Origin of the sequence: Desulfopila sp. IMCC35006 (genome assembly GCF_005116645.1) — a bacterium.
Lineage (GTDB): Bacteria > Desulfobacterota > Desulfobulbia > Desulfobulbales > Desulfocapsaceae > Desulforhopalus_A.
In genome coordinates this window covers 1-311 of record NZ_SWCM01000065.1, presented here as the reverse complement: position 1 = coordinate 311, position 311 = coordinate 1, and the positions used below count along the sequence as shown (strand labels likewise).

The 311-nt window shown below is 45.3% G+C and carries 1 rRNA gene; it reads right to left on the bottom strand.

Annotated elements, in window-relative coordinates:
• A 23S ribosomal RNA gene (locus FCL47_RS24180) occupies positions 1–311 on the bottom strand; the annotation flags it as partial.

Sequence of the window (311 nt, the reverse complement as noted above, 5' to 3'; positions counted from 1 at the left end):
CAAGGTTTCTCACCTTGTTTTTCGCTACTCGTGTCAACATAAGCTCTTGTGGAACCTCCAGCACTCCTTTCGGTGTACCTTCACAGGCGGCCACAATGTTCTCCTACCATTCGATAAGCTGATTTAAACCTATTAACTCATGCTTGCCTGGGGGAATTTTGCGAGCAAAAACCGCTCGCTTAACCTAACTCCCGTCGTGCGTGTATTAATAAACTTAAATCAGCTTATCGAATCCGTAGCTTCGGTACTATGCTTAGCCCCGTTAAATTTTCGGCGCGGTATCATTAGACCAGTGAGCTATTACGCTTTCT